At 73.0% G+C, this 18,167-nt stretch carries 15 protein-coding genes; 7 read left to right on the forward strand and 8 right to left on the reverse strand.

All coding sequences use genetic code 11. The features are described from left to right. Positions 1-38: 38 nt before the first annotated feature. Genes FXF51_RS50270 through FXF51_RS50280 form a run of 3 tightly spaced genes read left to right on the forward strand, consistent with a single transcriptional unit; the run spans position 39 to position 3,325 of the window. Positions 39-1,283 (forward strand): MFS transporter, encoded by a 1,245-nt coding sequence (locus tag FXF51_RS50270; protein WP_187415013.1) that lies wholly within the window; start codon positions 39-41, stop codon positions 1,281-1,283. A 3-nt stretch (positions 1,284-1,286) separates the two neighbouring features. Beyond that, positions 1,287-2,192, forward strand: a complete 906-nt coding sequence (locus tag FXF51_RS50275; protein ID WP_148441944.1) for a dihydrodipicolinate synthase family protein — start codon at positions 1,287-1,289, stop codon at positions 2,190-2,192. Next, entirely contained in the window at positions 2,189-3,325 is a 1,137-nt protein-coding gene (locus tag FXF51_RS50280) for a mandelate racemase/muconate lactonizing enzyme family protein (RefSeq protein WP_148441945.1), read from the forward strand. Before FXF51_RS50275 ends, FXF51_RS50280 begins: the two co-directional genes overlap by 4 nt. Before the next feature lie 50 nt (positions 3,326-3,375). On the opposite strand, the gene FXF51_RS50285 is transcribed toward FXF51_RS50280, so the two are convergent. Beyond that, positions 3,376-4,704: a GH39 family glycosyl hydrolase gene (locus FXF51_RS50285; RefSeq protein WP_148441946.1), complete on the reverse strand. Its 1,329-nt coding sequence runs from the start codon at positions 4,702-4,704 to the stop codon at positions 3,376-3,378. Positions 4,705-4,847: 143 nt separating this feature from the next. Beyond that, positions 4,848-6,677: a glycoside hydrolase family 15 protein gene (locus FXF51_RS50290; protein WP_262380417.1), complete on the reverse strand. Its 1,830-nt coding sequence runs from the start codon at positions 6,675-6,677 to the stop codon at positions 4,848-4,850. A gap of 69 nt (positions 6,678-6,746) precedes the next feature. Between FXF51_RS50290 and FXF51_RS50295 the strand changes: the two genes are divergently transcribed. Then, positions 6,747-6,995, forward strand: coding sequence for a hypothetical protein (locus FXF51_RS50295; protein WP_148441948.1), 249 nt, complete (start codon positions 6,747-6,749; stop codon positions 6,993-6,995). A 35-nt stretch (positions 6,996-7,030) separates the two neighbouring features. Next, on the forward strand, positions 7,031-8,506 hold the full coding sequence (locus FXF51_RS50300) for a S8 family serine peptidase (RefSeq protein WP_148441949.1): 1,476 nt from the start codon (positions 7,031-7,033) through the stop codon (positions 8,504-8,506). A gap of 110 nt (positions 8,507-8,616) precedes the next feature. Here the strand turns inward: FXF51_RS50300 and FXF51_RS50305 are convergent, their stop codons facing one another. Then, complete coding sequence (locus FXF51_RS50305) at positions 8,617-9,804, reverse strand: SGNH/GDSL hydrolase family protein (RefSeq protein ID WP_148441950.1); 1,188 nt, start codon at positions 9,802-9,804, stop codon at positions 8,617-8,619. A 143-nt stretch (positions 9,805-9,947) separates the two neighbouring features. Here FXF51_RS50305 and FXF51_RS50310 point away from each other — a divergent pair, with 143 nt between their 5' ends. Both FXF51_RS50310 and FXF51_RS50315 read left to right on the forward strand, forming a co-directional pair. Then, positions 9,948-10,574 carry a TetR/AcrR family transcriptional regulator gene (locus tag FXF51_RS50310; protein ID WP_148441951.1) on the forward strand — a complete coding sequence of 209 codons (627 nt, stop codon included), beginning with the start codon at positions 9,948-9,950 and terminating at the stop codon, positions 10,572-10,574. Between the two features lie 57 nt (positions 10,575-10,631). Continuing rightward, positions 10,632-12,719 (forward strand): SpoIIE family protein phosphatase, encoded by a 2,088-nt coding sequence (locus FXF51_RS50315; protein ID WP_148441952.1) that lies wholly within the window; start codon positions 10,632-10,634, stop codon positions 12,717-12,719. A gap of 159 nt (positions 12,720-12,878) precedes the next feature. Here the strand turns inward: FXF51_RS50315 and FXF51_RS50325 are convergent, their stop codons facing one another. The 5 genes from FXF51_RS50325 to FXF51_RS50345 all read right to left on the reverse strand — a co-directional run bounded on the left by FXF51_RS50325 (position 12,879) and on the right by FXF51_RS50345 (position 18,150). Continuing rightward, on the reverse strand, positions 12,879-13,265 hold the full coding sequence (locus FXF51_RS50325) for a VOC family protein (protein ID WP_148441953.1): 387 nt from the start codon (positions 13,263-13,265) through the stop codon (positions 12,879-12,881). A gap of 115 nt (positions 13,266-13,380) precedes the next feature. Then, positions 13,381-15,627, reverse strand: a complete 2,247-nt coding sequence (gene secD, locus FXF51_RS50330; protein ID WP_148441954.1) for a protein translocase subunit SecD — start codon at positions 15,625-15,627, stop codon at positions 13,381-13,383. 34 nt (positions 15,628-15,661) lie between these two features. Beyond that, the gene (locus tag FXF51_RS50335; RefSeq protein WP_148441955.1) at positions 15,662-16,042 is read right to left on the reverse strand and encodes a hypothetical protein; all 381 of its coding nucleotides are present in this window, start codon (positions 16,040-16,042) and stop codon (positions 15,662-15,664) included. Positions 16,043-16,092: 50 nt separating this feature from the next. Then, complete coding sequence (locus FXF51_RS50340; RefSeq protein ID WP_148441956.1) at positions 16,093-17,388, reverse strand: BtrH N-terminal domain-containing protein; 1,296 nt, start codon at positions 17,386-17,388, stop codon at positions 16,093-16,095. A gap of 222 nt (positions 17,389-17,610) precedes the next feature. Further along, positions 17,611-18,150 (reverse strand): dihydrofolate reductase family protein, encoded by a 540-nt coding sequence (locus tag FXF51_RS50345; protein ID WP_148441957.1) that lies wholly within the window; start codon positions 18,148-18,150, stop codon positions 17,611-17,613. Between the last annotated feature and the right edge of the window lie 17 nt (positions 18,151-18,167).

Here is an 18,167-nt window from a genome sequence, read left to right on the forward strand (position 1 = left end):
GACGCGCACGGTCCCGACTCCGCTGGACGATCATCACGTTGTCGGGCCTCGGCCTGACCATCGCCTACCTCGACCGCTCCGCCCTCAGCGTCGCCAGCACCTACATGCAGGACGAACTGGGCTTCGACCAGACCACGAAGGGGATCCTGCTCAGCTCGTTCTTCTGGACGTACGCGATCTTCCAGCTCCCCTCCGGCTGGCTGCTCGACCGCTTCGGCCCCCGCCTCATCTATCCGATCGCCGTCGTGTGGTGGTCGCTGTGGACGGCCGCGACGGCCCTGGCCCACGGCGTCGGCACGCTGCTGGTGACCCGGCTCGGCCTCGGCATCGGCGAGGCGCCGGTGCAGCCGGCCAACATCAAGGTGGTCTCCGCCTGGTTCCCGCGCAGGGAGCGGGCGCTGGCCTCCAGCCTGTTCGACACCGGGCAGCAGGTCGGCGTGGCCCTGTCCGTGCCGGTCGTCACCGCGCTGATCGCGGCCTTCGGGTGGCGCGCGGCGTTCGTGGTGATCGGCGTGGTCGGCATGGTGTGGGTGATCGGCTGGTGGAAGATCTACCGCTCGCCGCAGGACCATCCCCGCATCTCGCAGGCCGAGCTCGACTACATCGAGGGCGGCGACGCCGCCGTGCCCGAGACCGGGCCGCGCGTGCGCTGGGTGGAGCTGCTGCGCTACCCCACCGTCTGGGGCCTGGTGCTCGGCTACATCTGCCGCTCGGCGACCGGCGCGTTCTTCCTCACCTGGTACCCGAGCTACCTGGTCGAGGACCGCGGCTTCACGATCCTGGAGCTGGGCGTGTTCGGCTCGATCCCGTCCCTGCTCGCCGTGGGCGCGACCATCGCGGGCGGCGCGTTCTCCGACTGGCTGGTACGCCGTGGCGTGCCCATCTCCCGCGCCCGCAAGCTGCCCATCATCACCGGCATGCTGCTGGCCTCCACGATCGCGCTGACCACGTTCGTGGACGGGAACGTGGCCGTGATGGTGCTGCTGTCGATCAGCAACTGCGCCCACTCCTTCGCCGGCGCCGCCATCCTCAGCCTGCCCGCCGAGGTGGCCCCCGCCCCGTCGGTGGTCGGGTCGGTCGCGGGCTTCCAGAACTTCGGCTCGCAGATCGGCAACATCATCAGCCCGATCCTCATCGGGTTCTTCCTGACGATGAGCGGCGACTCCTACACGGGCCCCATGTTGTTCGCCGGGGCGATGGCCATCCTGGGGACGCTGATCTACGGCTTCGTGGTGAAGGTCCGGCCGCTGAACGAGAACTTGCCCGCAGAGAGCAGAGGTTGATCGATGCGTGACCTGACCGAACTGCTGAACGACGTCGCGGCCGTCACCGTGACGCCCTTCGACGCCGGCGGCGCCGTCGACCTCGACGCGAACGCCAAGCTGGTGCGCAGGCTGATCGACGCGGGCGTGCGAGTGATCACGCCCAACGGCAACACCGGCGAGTTCTACGCGCTGACCCCGGACGAGCGCCGCCAGGTGCTGGAGTCCACCGTGTCGGCGGCCGGCGACGACGCGGCCGTGCTGGCCGGGGTGGGGCTGGACGCGTTCTCGGCGGCCGAGTCCGCCAGGCAGGCGCGCGACCTCGGCGCCCGCATGGTGATGGTGCACCAGCCGGTGCACCCGTACATCGCGGCCGAGGGGTGGGTGGACTACCACCGGCAGATCGCCGAGGCCGTGCCGGACCTGGGGGTCGTGCCGTACCTGCGCAGCCCGCGGATCACCGGTGAGGAGGTGGCGCGGCTGGGCGAGGCCTGCCCGAACGTGGTCGGCGTCAAGTACGCGGTGCCCGATCCGGTGAGGTTCGCGTCGGTGGCGCGGGATGCCGGGCTTGAGCGGTTCGCCTGGCTGTGCGGGCTGGCGGAGCCGTACACGCCGGCGTACTGGGCGGTCGGCGCCCGCGGCTTCACCTCCGGGCTGGTCACCGCGGCGCCCGGGCTGACGCTGCGCATGCGCGACGCGCTGCGGGCCGGCGACCAGGCCGGCGCGATGCGGGTGTGGGAGCTGATCAGGAGGTTCGAGGAGCTGCGCGGCGCCGACTCCTCGGCGGACAACGTGGCGGTGGTCAAGGAGGCCCTGGCGCAGCTCGGGCTGTGCCGCCGCGACGTGCGCCCGCCGAGCCGGGCGCTGCCGGCCGCCGTACGGGAGGAGGTGGCCGCGATCCTGGCCACCTGGCAGGAGGAGGCCAAGTGAAGATCACCGCACTGCGGACGTACATGCAGCGGGTGGACGTCCGCCCGCGCCTGCTGGTGAAGGTGGAGACCGACGAGGGGGTGTCCGGCTGGGGCGAGGCCTACAACCACGGCCCCGACCACGCGCTGATCCCGGTCCTGGAGTACATGTTCCAGCAGATCGAGGGCGTGGACCCGCGGCGGGTGGAGTACGTCGTGCGGCGGCTGCTGCAGGAGGCGCGCTTCCCGCCCGGCGCGATCGGGCTGGCCGCCATCGCGGCCATCGACCAGGCCTTGTGGGACATCTCGGGCAAGGCGGCGGGGCTGCCGGTCTACATGCTGCTCGGCGGCAACGTCCGCGACCGCGTGCCCGTCTACTGCGGCGTCTACACCGCGCCCGATCCGGCCGTCTGCCGCGACCTCACCCACGAACTGCACGAACGGTACGGCTTCACCGCCTTCAAGCTCAGCCCCTACCGCCGCGACCTGTACACGGGCCGCTGGGGCAACGTGGTCAAGGAGGCGGCTGACTACTTCGCCGAGATCCGCTCGATCCATCCATCGGAGTGGGAGTTCGCCTTCGAGGCGCACGCCCGCATCTTCGAGCCGCGCCAGGCGATCCAGCTCGGCAACGCGCTGGCCCCGTACGACCCGCTGTGGTTCGAGGAGCCGATCAGGCCCGAGTACATCCCCGCCTGGGGGCACCTGCGCGGGCAGCTCGACGTGCCGCTGGCCACGGGCGAGTCGCTGTTCCTGCCGCAGGACTTCCTGGCCCTGCTGGCGGCGGGCGGCGCCGACATCGTCCAGCCGGACGTGTGCGTGGTCGGCGGGCTGGCGCAGATGCGCAGGATCGCCACGATCGCGGAGACCCACTACGCGAGCGTGGCCCCGCACAACCCGATGGGCCCGCTGGCGACGGCGGTGAACGTGCACTTCGCCGCCGCGCACCACGGGCTCAAGCTGGTGGAGTACAAGCCGTGCGAGACCACCTGGTGCCCCGACCCTTACCTGCCGGTGGACGGGTACCTGGAGCTGCGGCCCGACCGTCCCGGCTGGGGGGTGGAGATCGACGAGTCGGTGCTGGGCACCGACGACTACGTGCGGTGGGAGCGCGTGCTGCCGATCAGGCCGGACGGCTCGACCGGGTACGTGTGACCCTCACCGTGCGAAGCGCTCGCTGAACGCACCCGGTCCCGCGGGGGCGGTCAGCGGGCGCTCCACTTGATCTCGTACCCCTTGAGCGTGTACTCCTTGCCGTCCACCGTCGTGGTCACGTCCTCGTCACTGGTGTTGACCAGCAGGAGCTGCTCCGGCTGCGCCAGCACCTTGACCGACGACTCGGACGAGGTCACCTCGTCCACCTGCACCCCGGCGGGGAACCACTTGACGAAGTTCGTCAGGAGCTGCCCTGTCTTCGTCTCGGCGCCGTCCTCGGGGTCCCACAGGCAGCCACGGCACGCGCCCTCCTTGGCCTGCGGGTTCCAGTAGAGCGCGGTGGCGGCCCCGCTGGACACGAACGAGATCATGGAGGCGGCCTGCACGGCCAGGCGCTTGGGCTCCGCCCAGTTGGTGCTGCCGTCCTCGGGCTCGTAGTACCACTCCGACCACCAGATCGGCATGTCGCCGGTCTTCTCCCGCAGCCACTTGGTGACGTCGGCGAACTTGTTCACCGCGCTGAACTCGTCCGGCAGCAGCTCGTGCGCGTCGGTGACGGAGGCGCCGTCCACGACGATGAAGTCGGCGCCCTTCTTGTTCTCGTACCAGTAGTTGAAGGCGTCGAGCACGTTCTGGTTGACGACCCCCCAGTCGCCGCGCAGTTCGGTGTCGCCGCCCGCGTTGCTGTCGAAGCCGATGTACGGGCCGCCGATCTGGGCGTCCGGCCGCGCCGCCTTCACCGCGTCGTAGACCTTGTTGTACATCGCGGTGTAGCCCTTGTAGTCGGCGGGCTTGGCGTGGTCCTTCCAGAAGCCCTTGAACTCGTTCCACACCATGAAGTACTTGACGTCCTTGTAGCGGGTGGCCACCGCCGCCGCCAGCTTGGCGAAGTCGTCGAAGTGCTCGGGGTAGGGGGCGTCCTCCAGGTGCTCGCCCCAGGCCGCGTCCTCGGTGGGGCCCTCGGGGCCGCCCTTCATCCAGTCCGGTGCGCAGCAGAGCGTGATGACGGGCGTGGCCTTGGACTGCCGCATGAGGTTCATCCGGCTGTCGAGGTCCTCCCAGTAGTACTGCCCCGGGTAGGGCTCGGGGTTGAGCGCGCCGAAGCCCATGATGTGCTGGTTCTGCAACATCGGCGTCCGGGCGAGGCGGCCTGCCACGACCTGCTCGAACTCCCTGGTGATGTTGTTGGCGCTGACGCCCGTGTGGGTGAGGCCCCAGCGGGGCCAGCCCTCGTCCACCTTCGGCGGCGCCGCCGCCGGACTCGCCTCCTGCGTCCGCGGCGCGGCGCTGCTCTCCTGCGGCGCCGGCGGCCCCTGCTCGGTGCCGCCCATCGCGCCGCATCCGGCCACGATCACGGCCATGGCGGTGACCCCCGTCACCAGGCCGAGTCTGCGCCAGAACGATCCCCCGCTAGTCGTTGCCACCCGGTTCTCACCCGATCCCTACTCTGTGCATGCCGCTCGTAGCGTTCCATGCATGGGCTAAGGCGGGCATATCGGGGGACGACTTTCACAGGTAATCGTTACCGTTCGGTGTTCGGGACCGCTTGACCGGCCTCCAGGGCGGCGGCGGTGTTGACCACGGCCAGGTGGCTGTAGGCCTGCGGGAAGTTGCCGACCTGGCGGCGGGCGGCGGTGTCGTACTCCTCCGCCAGCAGCCCGACGTCGTTGCGCAGGCCCAGCAGCCGCTCGAACAGCTCGCGCGCCTCCTCCTCCCTGCCGAGCAGGGCCAGCGCGTCGGCCAGCCAGAACGAGCAGGCCAGGAACGTGCCCTCGCCGCCGGTGAGCTCGTCGAGATTGTCGAGGTCGTGGCGGTGCCGCAGCACCAGGCCGTCCCTGCCGAGCTCGCGCCGCACGGCCTCGACGGTGCCGGCCACCCGCGGGTCGGACGGCGGCAGGAAGCCCAGCCTGGGGATGAGCAGCAGCGCTGCGTCCACCCCGCGCGAGCCGTAGAACTGGGTGAAGGTGTTGTGGTCAGGGTCGTAGCCGCGCTCGCACACCTCACGGTGGATCTCCTCGCGCAGCGCCTTCCACCGGTCGGCCGGGCCGCCGTGGTCGCCCGACTCGACGGTGCGCACCATCCGGTCGGCGGCCACCCAGGCGAGGATCTTGGAGTGGGTGAAGTCGCGGCGGGGGCCGCGGATCTCCCACAGGCTGTGGTCGGGGTCGCGCCAGTGCCCCTCCAGGTAGTCCATGAGCGAGCGCTGCAGGTCCCAGGCCGCGTCGTCGTGCCGCAGGCCGGCCTTCCTGCCCTGGTAGAGGCAGTCGAGCACCTCGCCGTAGACGTCGAGCTGCACCTGCGCGTACGCGGCGTTGCCGATGCGCACCGGGCGGGAGCCCTCGTAGCCGCACAACCAGTCGGCCCGCCATTCGGGGATGCGGCGGGTGCCGTCGAGCGTGTACATGATCTGCAGGTCGGCCGGGTCGCCCGCGACGGCGCGCAGCAGCCAGTCGCGCCAGGCCCTGGCCTCGTCCTCGTAACCGGCCTTCAGCATGGCGCGCAGCGTGAAGGAGGCGTCGCGCAGCCAGCTGTAGCGGTAGTCCCAGTTGCGGCCGCCGCCGATCTGCTCGGGCAGCGACGTGGTGGGCGCGGCGACCAGGCCGCCGGTGGGCGCGTAGGTGAGCGCCTTGAGGGTGAGCAGGCTGCGCCGCACGGCCTCGCGGTACCTGCCGCCCTGGTACGCGCAGTCGCGCAGCCAGCCGGTCCAGGTGCGCTCGGTGTCGTCCAGCGCGGTGAACGCGTCCACCCTGGCGGGGCGCGGCAGCCAGGACTGCTGCCAGGTCAGCACGAACGGCAGCCGGTCGCCCCGCGCGACGGTGAAGCGGGCCGTGCCGGTGCCCTCGTGCTCGTCGAGCGGCACGGGCGCGTCGAGCCAGGCCGAGTCGGGGCCGGCGACCGCCGCCAGCTCGCCGCCGTCCTGGCGGGTCCAGGGGACGATGCTGCCGTAGTCGAAGCGCAGCGCCAGCTCCGTGCGCATGTCGACCCGGCCGCGCACGCCCTCGACGATGCGCACGACGTCGGGCGCCTCGACGCGCGGCGGCATGAAGTCGAGCACCCGCACGCACCCGCCGTCCGCCTCCCAGGTGGTCTCCAGGACGAGCGTGTCGTCCCGGTAGCGGCGCGTGGCCGTGGCGCGGTCGTCGGCCGGGGCGAGCAGCCAGCGCCCGGCGCGCGGCTCGTCGAGCAGCGCGGCGAAGCAGGCCGCCGAGTCGAAGCGGGGCAGGCACAGCCAGTCGATGGAGCCGTTCCTGCCCACGAGGGCGGCGGTCTGCATGTCGCCGATCAGCGCGTAGTCCTCGATCCGCATCGATCCACCCCCTTGACACCGATTAGTGCCCCAGGGCCGCCGGATGGAACGCAGGGGATATCCCTGGGTCGCTCCCGGTGTCGCGGGCGCGGAAAAGGGGTGAACCCTGGAGTCATGGCCGCTGAGGGTGACATTCTCTCGGCCGAGGTGGAAGCGGTGCCCGGCCGGCAACGCCAGGTGGCCACCGCCCTGACGCGCCTCGGTTTCAAGGTGCTCCACATCGGGACGACGATCAGCGTGAACGCGCCCAGGGAGGTCTGGGAGCGGGCGTTCGGCCTGCCCCAGGTGGAGGTTCCGGGGGAACTGGGTGACCTCGTGGTCGGCGTGCACTTCGCGGAGCCGCCGGATCTCCACGCCCTTTGACGTCCACCTCCGGTCTCATCTCGCAAAGGAGCGACATGACCACGATGACCGAGCGCCGGGAGGACACCGTCTACTTCGAGGCGGCCTTGCGGCCGGACACCGGGGCCTCGATGTTCGCCGAATCCTCCGCCTCGCAGAGTGCCGACCTGGACGAGCTCAAGCCGGCGCCGGGGCTCGCCGTACGCACCGCGAACGCGCTGCAGGCCAAGGGCTTCACCGTCCGCCACATCGGGACCTTCTCCATCAGCGGGGAGGGCCCGCGATCGCTGTGGGAGAGCACGTTCCACACGCACGTCGAGGTCCGCCAGGCCGAGCTGGAGGGCCGCCCGCCGGACGTGACCGCCACCGCGGGCGCCCAGGTGCCCTACCTGGCGCACGTCAGCAGCGAGCCGTTCACGATGCCGCAGGACCTGGAGCCGTTCATCGAGCGCGCCTACCCGCAGCCGCCGCCGCGCTTCTTCGCCTCCCCCATCCCGCCGCGCGTCAGCTACCACCACCTGCGGGTGCCCGACGACATCGCGCTCCTGCTGCGCTCGCACCCCGTGCACGACCGCGGCGTCACCGGCAGGGGCGTGCTCGTCGCGATGCCGGACACCGGCTTCTACCGGCACCCCTTCTACGACCACCACGGCTACAACTACAACGCCACCCTCGCCCCCGACGCGACCCGCGTGCAGCACGACGAGCACGGGCACGGCACCGCCGAGGCGGCCAACATCTTCGCCAGCGCCCGCGACGTCGACTTCGTCGGGGTGAAGATGGGCGCCAACGCCACGCTCGCGTTCAAGGCGGCCGCCGACCTGTCGCCCGCCGTCATGACCAACAGCTGGGGCTACCATCTGCCCGGCCTGGACACGCTGCCGAACTTCCTGCGCCCGCTGGAGCTGGCGGTCATCGAGGCGGTGCGCGAACGCGGCATCACCGTCTGCTTCTCCGCGGGCAACGGGCACGTCGCCTTCCCCGGCATGATGCCCGACGTGATCTCCGTCGGCGGGGTGTTCGTGGACGAGACGCAGGTCAACGGCGACTTCCGACTGGAGGCCTCCGACTACGCCAGCAGCTTCGACAGTCTCATCTACGCCGGCCGGCACGTGCCCGACGTGTGCGGCCTGGTCGGCAAGGCGCCCCGGGCGCTGTACATCATGCTGCCCGTCGAGCCGGGCGACGAGATCGACTCCAGCCTGGCGGGGCCCGGCTACCCGGCCAAGGACGGCACGGCGCCCGACGACGGGTGGAGCGTCATCAGCGGCACCAGCGCGGCGTCCCCGCAGGTGGCCGGGGTGTGCGCGCTGCTCATGCAGGCTCAGCCTGGGCTGTCGCCCGACCAGGTCAAGTCCATATTGAAGGCGTCGGCGCGTGACGTGTCCGAGGGCAAGAGCGCGATGGGGCAGGTGGCCGGCGACGGCTACGACGGGCCGACGGGGGCGGGGCTGGTGAACGCCGAGGCGGCGTTCCGGCTGGCCCGCTCGGCCCGGCCCCGCGGCCGTCACACGTACCCACCTGGCCGCTGACCCGCCCGCGAGGCGGCGGGGCCACACGCGTCCCCGCCGCCTCGCCCCTGAGGCCGGGCCCGCGCGCGTTCCCGCCGCCTCACCGCACCGGCGTCCTGGTGGATCTTCACCTACTGGAACAGCGTGAGCGGGACGGCCTCGGCCAGCGCGCGGTAACCGGCCGGGCTCAGGTGCAGGTGGTCGCCCTCGTCGTAGGCCGCCGCCAGCCGCCGGGGCGCGGCCGGGTCACGGACCGCGAGGTCGAAGTCGATCACCGCGTCGTACGCCCCCGCCTCGCGGATCCACGCGTTGACCGCCTGCCGCGCCTCCTCCCGATGCCCCTCGGGATCGTCGTAGGGGTCGCTCCCGCCGAACGGCGTCAGCGTGGCCCCGTACACGAGCAGGTCGCGGGCGCGGGCGCGGACGGCGATCTGCTCGTAGGCGGCGATCAGCTCCTCCACCACCTGCCGCTGGGCGTCGCGGGTGGCCGGGGCGGTGCCGAGGTCGTTGACGCCCTCGAAGACGACGAGCCAGCGGGCGGCGCTCTGGGCCAGCACGTCCCGGTCCAGCCGGGCCAGGGCGCTCGGGCCGAGACCGTCGTTGAGCACCCGGTTGCCGCCCGCGCCCTGGTTGGCGACGGCGACGCCGGGCGGCAGCCGGTCGAAGAGCCGGTCGGGCCAGCGGTCGTTGCCGTTGGTGGTGGAGCCCCGGCCGTCGGTCAGCGAGTCGCCCAGCAGGACGACCGCCGCCGCGTCCGCCCCGGCCCTGACCTCGACGCCGCTGAGGAGGTACCAGTGGTCGACCGGGGTGGCGGCGGGCAGGTCGGCGGCGTGCACGTGGTCGCCGGTGGCCAGGTGGGAGGTGGTTCTGGAGCCGGGGTGCGAGGTGAGGGCGGAGGAGGCCAGGCCGTCGGCGAGGTGCACGGTGACGGCCAGCACCGTGCCGGGGGCCAGGTCGAGGTCCAGTGGGTCGGAGACGACGTGCGCCCCGGCGGGGACGGTGGCGTGAGGGCGGCCGGAGAACGTCACGGGCCGGGAGGTCTCCGGCCGGATGCCGCTCACGCCCGCCGCCCCGCCGCTCGGCAGCGCCACGGCCACGCGGGTGATCGGGAGGGGCGCGCCGCCGAACGCGTTGGACAGGCGCAGCCGCAGTCGCCCGCCGCCCAGTGAGACGCGCAGCGTCTGCCGCAGGGTCGTGTCCGCCAGGGTCAGGCCCTCCTTGGCGTACGGCGGCGGCGGCATGTTGTCCGGCTCGGTGAGCTGCGGCATCGCCGTCCACGTGATGACCCAGCGGCCGGTCGGAAGGCTGGATGCGGGCATGAGAGCGGCTCCCCTGAAGAGTTCGAAACTTTCGGCACGATAGCGAACGTTTCATCAGCCCATGTCGGCCGGGTCGCGGTTTTTACCGGCACTTGTCGATCAAGTCATAGGTGTCGCGGCCCATCACGCCTAGGGTCGCCACCATGGACTCTGCAGACGGCGGCGGGCGGGAGCTGATACTGCGGACCGCCACCAGGCTGTTCGCCGCGCTCGGCTACGACAGCTCCTCCGCCGCGCAGGTCGCCGAGGCGGCCGGGGTGAGCCAGGAGGAGCTCGGCGCCCATTTCGCCAGCAAGCGCGAGCTGTACCTGGCGGTCATGGAGCAGGCCCGCAACCTGCTCGCGGAGGCCGTCACGCCGCACGTGGACGCGCTGATGACGGCCCCGGCGGAGCGGCACGCGCCGGCCCTGCACGCCTTCGTCGACGGCTACATCGACCTGTGCGTGGCCCATCCGGAGATACCCGCGCTGTGGATGCACCGCTGGCTGTCCGACGCCAGCGACATCGTCGACCTTGAGGCCGAGAACGCCCAGCCGCTGACGCAGTACATCGTGGAGGGCGTCAGCACGCTGACGGAACCGGCCGGCGCGGATCCGCTGCACACCACGTACACGATGATCTGGTGCATCCACGGCTTCGTGCTCAGCGGGGTGCTGGACGGCAGCGCGCACCGGCGCGGCGCCGACGACCAGCGCCAGCTACGGCGTTTCCGCGCTCATATGCACCAGTTCCTCGGCCGCGCGCTGGGCCTGCCCGCGCCGGGGGCCTGATCGCGATATTGGCGGAACGTAACCAAATACCTACACATATGCGTGTAATCTGCCCATATGGGGGGTTTCGACGAGCTGCTGATCGAAACCGTCTCCGGCACGGGCGCGCACATCGGCGCCGCCTACCTCCTGGACGACAGCGGCCAGGTCCTGCAGATGGCCGCCGAGGTCGGCCTGCCCGCGCCGATCGCCCGCGCGTGGGCCAGGATCAGGACCAAGGACCCGGTGCCGCTCGCCGTGGCGGTCCGCGAGCGGCGGCTCATCTGGATCAGCGGGCGCGAGCACCTGGCCCGCGACTTCCCCGCGGCGGCGCTCGCGCTGCCGTACCCGTTCGCCGCCGCCCTGTCACCGATCTGGTCCGACGGCGAGGTGCGCGGCGGGTTCATGCTGCTGTGGCCCGCCGGCCGCACCCCCGAGCTCGACGACCGCCGGCGCGGCCTCATCGACAGGACGTGCGCCGCGATCGGCGAGCTGCTGCGCGAAGCGGACCGGCGCGGGCGGCCGATCAGAGCCGGGAGCCGGCCGCGGCTGCTCGGCCCGCGGCCCGTGCGCCCGAGCGACCCGCAGGCCGACTTCGTCGCCCTGGAGTGCCTCAACCGGCTGCCGGAGGGCTACTGCGTGCTCGACGTCGAAGGCCGCGCCACGCTGGTCAGCGCCCCGGCCGCCGACCTGCTCGGGGTGGCGCCGTCCGCGCTGCTCGGCAAGCGCCTGTGGGAGGTGCTGCCGTGGCTGGCCGACCCGTCGTACGAGGACCGCTACCGCGCCGCCGTCATCGGCCGGCAGATCACCCAGTTCGTCGGCCGCAACCCGGCCGGGAGGCGGCTGTCGTTCTGGCTCTATCCAGGACTGACCGGCATCACCCTGCGCATCACGCCCGGCGCCGTGTCGCGCGGCCCCGCGCCCGACCCCGTCACCGGCGGCGACCGGACGCTGCGGGTCATCGCGGTGCACGAGATCCTGCACCTGGCCACCGCGCTCGCCAGGGCGGTCACCGCCCAGGAGGTGCTCGACCTGGTCGCCGACCACGTCATGCCCGTCTACGACGTGCAGGCGCTGGCGATACTCACCGCCAAGGGCGGGCGGCTGCGGGTGGCCGCCTCGCGCGGCTACAGCCGTCAGGCCATCGACGAGTTCGACGGCCGCCCCGTCATCCCGGTCGCGCCCGCCGACCAGCCGTTCGACGCGGCCCAGCCGGCGTTCTTCTCGACCTGGGACCAGCTGCGCGCCACCTACCCGGACGCCGTCCGCTCCGACGACATGTCCGCCTGGGCGTTCCTGCCGCTGGTCACCTCGGGGCAGCCCATCGGCACCTGCATCCTCGCCTACGACCGGCCGCACCGGTTCAGCACCGACGAGCGGGCCACGCTCACCGCGCTCACCGGACTGATCGCCCAGGCCTTCGAACGCGCCCGGCTCTACGACGTCAAGCACCAGCTCGCCCAGTGCCTGCAGTCGAGCCTGCTGCCGCACAAGCTCCCGCACGTGCCCGGCCTGGACGTGGCCGCCAGATACGTGCCCGCCACCCCCGGCATGGACATCGGCGGCGACTTCTACGACCTGATCCGCCTCGGCGACACCAGGGCCGCGGCCGTCATCGGCGACGTCCAGGGCCACGACGTGACCGCCGCCGCGCTCATGGGCCAGGTCCGCACCGCCATCCGCGCGCACGCCGCGACCGGCGGCAGCGCCGGCGACGTGCTCGCGCACACCAACCGGCTGCTCGTCGAGCTGGCGCCCGACCGCTTCACGAGCTGCCTGTACGTCAGCTTCGACCTGCGCCGCCACACCGCGTGCCTGGCCAGCGCCGGTCACCTGCCGCCCGTGCTGGGCAGGCCCGGCGCCCCGGCCCAGGTCGTGAACGCCTCACCCGGCCTGCTGCTCGGCATCGACCCGGACGCCGAGTACGCCACCACCGACCTGCCCATGGGGCCCGGCGTGGTGCTCGCCCTCTACACCGACGGCCTCATCGAGGAGCCGGGCCTCGACCTCGGCGACGCCATCGCCGCCCTGGCCGCCCGCTTCGCGCCCGCGCCCGGCCAGCCCCTGCACGACCTGGCGGAGACGCTCATCGAACCGGCCACGATCGAGCGGCGCACGGACGACATCGCCGTGCTGCTCCTGCGCGACGCGCTCGGCGAGCCGTGACCCCCGGCCGGGCGGCGGTCGCCAGGGCTCCCGCAGCATGAACCCCGGCCCGCGCACGGTGTGCGGCAGGCGCGGGCCGCCGTCCGCCTCCAGCTTGCGGTGCAGGCAGCCGGCGAGCGGGTCGGCGTCCACGGCGAGGATGCGGTCTGCGGGCTCCGGTCAGCGGGGGTCGCGGCGCAGCGGGTGGTCGTCCGGGACCTGGACCAGCGCGATGTGGTGGCCGTCGGGGTCGGCGATCCACGCCTCGATCAGCCCCCACGGCTCCTGGCGGGCCTCGCGCAGCACGGTGACGCCCGCCTCGCGCAGCCGCTTCTCCTCCTGCGCCGCGTCGCGCACCTGCAGCCAGAGCCGCATCCCGGTCGTGGCCGCCTCCTGCGAGGACCCGGACAGCTCCAGGAACCCCTGCCCCAGGAAGAAGACCACGCCAGGGTGCTCGGGCGGGCCGAACTCGCGGTAGACGGCCAGGCCGAGGGTCTCCGCGTAGAAACGGCGGCTGCGCGCGGGGTCGCGGGGACGCAACAGCACGCGACTGCTCAGCACCTCCATGCCGGACCTGTTCCCCGCGCCGGGTCGCGGAAGCCCTCGGATCGGGAAAGCCAGGAATCCGGACGATCGGCCGGCCACCGCCACGTGAGGTGACGGTGGCCGGCCGAGGGCGTGCTCACACCACCGCTCCCGACCCCCGGGGCTCGCGCGCGGCCCGCCTGGGCTTGGCGGGCTCGGGCGCCGGGCGCCGGTCGAAGCGGCCGAGCCAGATCGCCGCAGGCCCGGCCACGAAGGCGGACGACAGCGTGCCGGTCACGATCCCCGCCACCAGCGCGATCGCGAAGTCCCGCAGCGAGTCGCCGCCGAACGCCATGAGCGCGAGCAGGATGAACAGCGCGCCGAGCCCGGTGTTGACGGTGCGCGGCATGGTCTGCAGGATCGCCCCGTTCACCGCCTCGGCGAGCGGCTCACCGCGCCGGGCCGCCCACAGCTCCCTGACCCGGTCGAACACCACCACCTTGTCGTTCACGGAGTAGCCGACGATGGTCAGCGTCGCCGCCAGGAACACGCCGTCGATCGGCTTGTTCAGCCAGGCGAACATGCCCGCCACGACGAGCACGTCCACCAGCAGCGCCAGCACGGCGGCGGCGCCGAACGTCCAGCGGAACCTGACGGCGAGGTAGCCGAGCTGCAGGGCCACGGCCACGCCGAGCGCGACGAGGGCGTTGCGGCGCAGCTCCTCGCCCAGGCTGGGGCCGATGAACTCCTCGCTCCGCTTGGTGACCTCGCCCGCCCGCGCCTCCAGGGCCTGTTCGATCCTGGCGACGTCGTCGAGGCCGAGCCGCGCGGCCCGGACGGAGACGCCGTCGTCGCCGGCCTGCACCACCGCCGTGGGGAACCCGGCGCGCGCGACCGCCTCCCCCGCGACGTCGGCCGGGATCGGCCTGGAGGTGGCGAACTCGACGAGCCGGCCGCCGGTGAACTCGACGCCGAAGTTGAGCCCGCGCAGCGCGAGCCCGGCGACGGCGACCGCCACCAGCCCGCCCGCGACGGCCAGCCACAGCTTCGGGCGGCGCATCAGCCGCGGATTCCTGCGGGTCAGCCAGGTCCTGACGGAGCCGGCGGTGCCGAGCCCGGACAGGCGCGGCCCGACGCGGCCCATCACGGTCTGGGTGAGCACGCGGGTGATCAGCATGGCGGAGACGAGCGAGGCCAGCACGCCGACGGCCAGCGTCACCCCGAACCCCTTGACGGGCCCTGACGCCAGCCAGAACAGCAGCCCGGCGGCGATCAGGGTGGTGACGTTGGAGTCGGCGATCGCGCTCCACGCGTTCCTGAACCCCCGGTCGAGCGCCTTGCGCAGCCCACGGCCCGGCGCCTGCTGGTACTCCTCCCTGGCCCGCTCGAAGACGAGCACGTTCGCGTCGATGGCCATGCCGATGGCCAGCACGAACCCGGCCAGCCCCGGCAGCGTGAAGGTCGCGCCCATCGCCACCAGCGCCGCGTACGAGATGAGCCCGTAGCAGAGCAGGGCGGCCACGGACAGCAGCCCGGCCAGCCGGTAGACGGCCACGATGAACGCGGCGGTCAGGACCAGGCCCGCGATCGCGGCCCTGGCGCTGGCGTCGATGGCCGCCGCGCCGAGCGTCGGGCCGACCGTGCGCTGCTCGACCAGGTCGAGCGGGACGGGCAGCGCGCCGCCCTTGATGAGCACGGCCAGGTCGCGCGCCTCCTCATGGGTGAAGGAGCCGGTGATCTGGGCGCCGCCGCCCGGGATCCCGGCACCGCACGCGATCGACGGGTCGAGCGGCGGCGAGGAGATGACCTCCCGGTCGAGCACGATGGCGATGCGGCGGCGGGGGTCGTCCCGAGGCTGGCAGGCCGCCTCCCCGGTGAGCTGCCGCCAGGCCGCCTCCTCGCGGAACTCGAGGCCCACCCACCAGCCGGGGCCGCGCTGGGGGTCGCTCTGCTCGGCAGCGTCCCGCACGCCGTCGCCGGTGATGGCGGCGGGGCCGAGCTTGAGCAGCCCGCCGTTCTCGTCGCGTACGGCCGACGAGTCGCCGGGCCCGGCCGCGCCGAGCACGGGATGGAACGCGAGCTGCGCGGTACGGCCGATCACCTCGGCGGCCTGGCGCGGGTCGAGCACGCCGGGCAGCTCGACGATGATCCGCCGCTCGCCGGAGCGGACCAGGGTGGGATCGACGACGCCGAGCGCGTCCGCCCGCTGGCGCAGCACGTCGAGCGCGCGGTCGGTGGCGGCGGCGTCGGCCTGGACGGTGGGCGAGCTCCTGGACTCGAAGACGAGCTGGGTGCCGCCGCGCAGGTCCAGGCCCAGGCGCGGGGTGCCGGCGAGAGTGACTGCTAAGGAGATGACGATGACGGCGCACGCCGTCACCGCACGCCAGAACGGCGCACGGAACATGGAAGCCTCCACAGGCTTGAAGGGATGAGGGTCTTCAGTGCCCTGTGGAGGGAGGCGCCCTGGCCGCTGAGGCCCGCGGGCGGCGTGCCGTGGGGACGTCTTGGGACGGCTCGGGGACGACGGCGGCCCACCCCGGGCGCACGCCGGGGAGGCCGGCCGCGAGCGTGCCGGCCGGGCTTCCCGTCGTGCCGCCCTGGCCGGGCCAGGCACGCAGCTCCGGAGCGGGGTGCGGGAGCTGCCGCGCGCCGGAGTGCTGCTGCTCGGCCCGCCAGGCGGCGGCGCTGACGGTGGTGATCTGGTGGGTGACCTGCGCGTGCGTGGTGGCGGGCAGGAACCACGACAGGAGGAGGAGCAGGACGGCGGGCAGCCGGGAGGGCAGGCCCGGAGGCGGCGCGGCGTGCGGCTTCGTGCGCATGTCGCCCCCCTCCTCCGGAACCTCCAACCCTAACGCCCCGTGGCGGCCGGTCAGGTGACGAGTGCGACCAGGCGGGCGATGGACTCCCGTTCCGCCTCGTGAACGGCGGCCACCCGGGCGCTGAGCGCGCCGAACAGCGCCCCCGTGTCTTCGGCCGCTCCCAGTACGTCGTTGGCGGCGGCACGCGCCACCGCCAGTTCCTTGGCCACCTGGGCCGCCTCCTGCCCGCCGGCGCTGCCGTCCGCCATGACGCTCTCCTTGAGAGCGGCGGTCAGCTCGCGCACCCTGCCCAGCTCCGGCACGTCCGAGGGCAGCGCCGTCTCGGCCAGGTCGTGCCACAGCCCGTGGATCTCCCTGAACCGCCCGGCCAGCACCGCCAGCGCGGGCCGGTCGAGCAGGGCGGCGGCCTCGTCGAGCCCGTCGGCGAACAGGTCGCGCAGGTTCCCGCCGTCCACGCCCACCGGCTCGGCCCCCTCCCAGACGGACAGGAGGGCGTCCGCCAGCCCGCGCCGGTCGGCGAACACCTTCGGCCACGCCTTCGCGTTGCGGGTGTCGACCAGCAGCCGCGCCCACTTGCGCCAGGCGGGCAGCGAGAAGGAGTCGGAGGCGGCCGACAGGTGGGCGGCGCAGTCACGCAGCCCGTCGAGCGCCGCGGCGGCCAGCGTCGCCTCGTCCGGCTTGGCGTCGCCGAGCGCGTGCAGCACGTTGCGGTACGAGCCCACCCTGGCCCGCGCGGCGTCGAACCTCTCCCGGGGGACGCGGATCGGCGCGCGGCCACGGTCGTCGACGAGCACCGCGTCCCCTTCGCGCCGGTAGGCGACCACCGGGTGGCCGCCGTGCCCGTCCATCACGGCGCGCAGGTGCCAGTAGCCCGCGTGGTAGCGGTCGGGCAGGACCACGCACGGCCGCCCCGCCTCCAGCTCCGCCGCCAGCCGGTCGCTCGCGGCGCGCGTCCCCGACGTGCGGTGCTCCTCGTACGGTACCCCGAGCCGCCCGAGCGTCTTGGCCATCCACCGGTCGTGGTACTGCCACTGGTTGCGGAACCCGAGGACCACGCAACGGGACCCGTCGTGCTGGAACTCCCACAGGATGTATCCGGCGCCGATGCCGCCGCCCGCCAGGAACACCAGCGGCTCGCCGACGTCCACGCCCTGGTTGGCGAGGATGGCGGCGATGGCGGCGCTGGACGGGTGCCGCCCGCCGGTGAAGCGCCAGCCGCCGTCCGCCGCCTGCCCGTCCCGCGCGGCGGCGGGGCCGACGACATGGTGGCGGGCCGCGGTGTAGCTCTCGCCCGTCTTGGCCATGCGCGCCCTGACGCGGGCCTTGAGCTGCTTCTTGCTGGTCATGTACGGCTCTTCCCGCGGCCTTCGCCACCGGCCCGGCCCACGCCCGCGGCCCGTGGCGGCCGCGAAGGGATCGCCGGCCGTTCGACTGCGGGCTCCCGAGGCGCGTGGGGTCCCCTTTGCCTCCGCGTGCGGCGGGCCGCGTGGGGACCCGCTCTGGAGGTTCGGCGGGAGAGTGCCGCCGGTGCAGCGGATGCTAGTACACCGGCGCCCCGTACGGAATCCCTACGCCTTGAGCCCGTAGGTGAGCACGATGATGCCCGACTTGAAGCGGGTCGTCTCCAGCAGGTCGAAGTGGGTGAGGTCGAGGCCGTCGAGCAGCCGGACGCCGCCGCCCGCGACGACGGGGAACATCCACAGGTGCAGCTCGTCGATCAGCTTGTTCTCGATCAGGGTGCGGTCGAGCGCACCGGTGCCGTACTTGAGGATGCTCTGCCCCTCCTGCTGCTTCAGCGCGGCGACGGCGGCGGCCACGTCGCCCTCGATCAGGTTGCCGTTCCACGCGGTGGCCTCCTTGAGCGTGGTGGAGGCCACGTACTTGGGCAGGCCGTTGATCCGGTCGGTGTACTCGTCGCCGGAGCGGCCGGCCCACGCCCCGGCGAAGCCCTCGTACGTCTCGCGGCCCAGCAGCAGCGCGTCCGCGCCGAACAGCAGCTTCGCGGAGTAGCCGTTGTGCTCCTCGTCCCAGTACGGCTGGCCCCACACGTGCGGGTCGCTGATGACGCCGTCCAGCGTGACGAAGGTCGATTCGACAAGCTTCCTCATCGGGTGCTCCTCAGGTC

The organism is Nonomuraea sp. PA05, from assembly GCF_008086045.1.
GTDB classification, from domain to species: domain Bacteria; phylum Actinomycetota; class Actinomycetes; order Streptosporangiales; family Streptosporangiaceae; genus Nonomuraea; species Nonomuraea monospora.